This window comes from Stenotrophomonas sp. STEN029 (assembly GCF_056760015.1).
On record NZ_JBRREC010000168.1, the window covers coordinates 1 to 2,881 of the forward strand.

At 66.1% G+C, this 2,881-nt stretch carries 4 protein-coding genes; all 4 read right to left on the reverse strand.

Going from position 1 to position 2,881, the window contains the following annotated elements; all coding sequences use genetic code 11:
* Positions 1-100: 100 nt before the first annotated feature.
* Positions 101-379 (reverse strand): DUF4031 domain-containing protein, encoded by a 279-nt coding sequence (locus tag ACVOLI_RS20380; RefSeq protein ID WP_481615771.1) that lies wholly within the window; start codon positions 377-379, stop codon positions 101-103.
* 14 nt (positions 380-393) lie between these two features.
* A complete protein-coding gene (locus ACVOLI_RS20385) occupies positions 394-873 on the reverse strand; it encodes a hypothetical protein (protein WP_481615772.1) in 480 nt (159 codons plus the stop codon).
* 67 nt (positions 874-940) lie between these two features.
* Positions 941-1,894, reverse strand: a complete 954-nt coding sequence (gene motB / locus ACVOLI_RS20390) for a flagellar motor protein MotB (protein WP_481615773.1) — start codon at positions 1,892-1,894, stop codon at positions 941-943.
* Between the two features lie 10 nt (positions 1,895-1,904).
* Positions 1,905-2,759: a flagellar motor stator protein MotA gene (motA, locus tag ACVOLI_RS20395; protein WP_282273324.1), complete on the reverse strand. Its 855-nt coding sequence runs from the start codon at positions 2,757-2,759 to the stop codon at positions 1,905-1,907.
* Positions 2,760-2,881 lie beyond the last annotated feature (122 nt).

Sequence of the window (2,881 nt, forward strand, 5' to 3'; positions counted from 1 at the left end):
CCCCTCCCCCCCCGCCTCCCCCGGCCCCCCCGCCCGCCCCGCCGCCCCCCCCCCCCCCCCCCCCCCCCCCCCCCCCCCCCCCCCACTACAGGTTCACCTTTTAATCCTGCTGGTACAACGCCCGCGCATTGGCGATCACCCGGCGCATCTGCGCGCGGTCGGTATGCCGTGATATCGCCTGCGCGCCGAGCACGATGGCCTGCTCACGCAGCGGTGCCGGCACGTCGTAGTGCACGCCGCTGGGGCGGTTCTGGAAGGCCCTGCGCGGAATCCCGAGCTGCTGCGCCAGCGCATGCAGCTCGGGCAAGGTGTCGGCCATCAGATGCGCCCAGCGCTCACCGCGCCAGGGATGTACTGCATCGTCGATATAGACCGTCACGTTCGGCCCTGGACTCAGGCCTTGGACTTGTCGTCAGCCGGTACTTCTTCGGCGATGGCGATGGTCTCTTCCGCGGCGTCATCAGCAACTGCCTCAGTGGCTTCCTCGCCCTCGATGCCTTCGAATTCGGATACCAGGCCGGCCAGGTAATCGTCGGCGGTCTTGCCTTCGTCGGCGGCCAGGTCGTCGATCATCTGCTGCAGCGCTGCGGAGTACTCCAGGGTGACCTTGCGGCCTTCCTTCTCCTGCACATTGGCCAGGTGCTTGAGCATGGCCAGCATCGGCACCGGGTTGTCGGCATTGCCCATGGTCTGGCCGCCGATGGCCAGCAGCCACTCATTACCCTGCAGGCCGATGGCGGCCACGACCTGGCCTTCTTCGTTGACCAGCACGGCGTGGTTCTGCACCTGCTGCTGGGCGTTCAGGCGGGCGAACGGGCGGCGCGGGGCCTGCTTCTTGCGCTTGTCGCGCTTGGCTTTGGAGAGCTTGGACATGTTGTTCGGCTAAAAGGAAAACGATGCCCATTGTAGGCGCAGCGGGGCCCTGCTGCCGGAACAGGGCTCAGCCGGGGCCGTCGCTGACGCCATCAGCCGGGGCCGCTGCAGTGGCTGCCGGGACGACGGCGGTCACCGGCACCGGCAGGCTGTCGGCCTGGTTCAGTGCTGCCGCCTCGGCTTCCTGGCTCATCACCACGATGCTGATGCGGCGGTTGATCGGGTTCTGTGGATTGGCCTTGTCGAACAGCACCGAGGACGCCAATCCGACCACCCGCGCCACCTTGGCCGGGTCCATGCCGCCTTCCAGCAGCGCACGCCGTGCGGCATTGGCGCGGTCTGCACTCAGCTCCCAGTTGCCGTAACCCAGCTGGGTGGAATAGGCGGTGGTGTCGGTATGGCCGGTGAGGCTGATGTGGTTGGGCACCTGGTTGATGTAGCGCGACAGCTCCACCAGGATGGTCTGCGTATACGGCATCAGGCGCGCGCTGCCGAGGTCGAACATCGGCCGGTTCTGCTTGTCCACGATCTGGATGCGCAGGCCTTCCGGGGTGATGTCCAGCAGCAGCTGGTCCTTGAACGGCTCCAGCGCCTGGCTCTTGCTGATCGCTTCCTGCAGCTCCTGCTTCAGTGCTTCCAGCCGCTGCTTGTCGCGCTCGCGCTCCTGCACCGGCGTGGGCACCGCTTCCTGCTGGTTCTGGAACGGGTCATTGCTGTTGCCGCGCGAGACATCGGTGGCGCCACCGAGCTTGATCATCGAGGTGCTGGCGCCGCCGGGGCCGGCCATGCCCGGAGCTGGCGTGCTGCTGGTGCCGCTCAAGGGGCTGGGGTTGCGGAAGTATTCGGAGATCGCCGCGCGCTCGGGCTTGGTGGTGGCGGCCATCAGCCACAGCACCAGGAAGAAGGCCATCATCGCGGTGACGAAGTCGGCGTAGGCCACCTTCCACGAACCGCCGTGGTGGCCGCCACCCTGGATTTTCTTCACCCGGCGAACGATTACCGTGGGTTTGCTCTCGGTCATGGCGCGCGCCTTACTTGACCGACTTCAGGTGCTGTTCGAACTCGCTGAAACCCGGCCGCAGTGCCGAGGGCACGGTCTTGCGGGCGAACTCCAGCGCGATCTTCGGGTTGTAGCCACGCAGGCAGGCCAGCAGTGCGGTCTTCACCGATTCATAGATGCGGGCGTCCTGTTCGGCGCGTGCTTCCATCGCCGCGGCCAGCGGGCCGACGAAGCCGTAGCCGAGCAGGATGCCGAGGAAGGTACCAACCAGCGCGCCAGCCACGTGCGCGCCCACTTCCTTGATGTCACCGCCGATCGAGCCCATGGTGATGACGATGCCCAGCACCGCGGCGACGATGCCGAAGCCGGGCAGGCCATCGGCGACCTTGTTGAGCACGTGGGCCGGTTCCATCGCCTCGTGGTGGTGCTTTTCCAGCTCCAGCTCCAGCAGCGGTTCCAGCTCATGCGGCTCGATGTTGGAGCCGATCATCAGGCGCAGGCAGTCGGTGATGAAGTCAAGCAGATGGTGGTCGGCCAGCACCTTCGGGTAGTTGGCGAACACCGCGCTGTCCTGCGGATTCTCGACATGGTCTTCCAGCGCCATGAAGCCTTCACGGCGCGCTTTGTTGAGCAGTTCGTAGAGCAGGCTGAGCACGTCCAGGTAGTCCTGGCGCTTGTACTGCGGGCCTTTGAACACGCTGACGGTTGCCCGCAGGGTCTGCTTGACGGTCTTGAGCGGCGTGGCGATCAGGAAAGCACCGAGGGCGGCACCACCGATGATGACCAGTTCGTAGGGCTGCCACAGCGCGGCCAAGCGCCCGTGCGCACCGACGTAGCCGCCCAGGACAGCGAAAATGACAACGAGCAGGCCGACGATGATAAGCATGGGGGCAGACAAGGGGAGGGGATATCCCGTTGTCGGCCGTCAGCGGAAAATCTGTAGCGCCGGACGGCTCCTGTAGAGCCGAGCCATGCTCGGCTGAGGCTCTACTGGTGATGCCTCTGCCG

Coding starts and splice junctions, on each gene's coding strand:
- motA (WP_282273324.1), bottom strand. CDS start 2,759: ATGCTTATCATCGTCGGCCTGCTCGTTGTCATTTTCGCTGTCCTGGGC.
- motB (WP_481615773.1), bottom strand. CDS start 1,894: ATGACCGAGAGCAAACCCACGGTAATCGTTCGCCGGGTGAAGAAAATC.
- ACVOLI_RS20385 (WP_481615772.1), bottom strand. CDS start 873: ATGTCCAAGCTCTCCAAAGCCAAGCGCGACAAGCGCAAGAAGCAGGCC.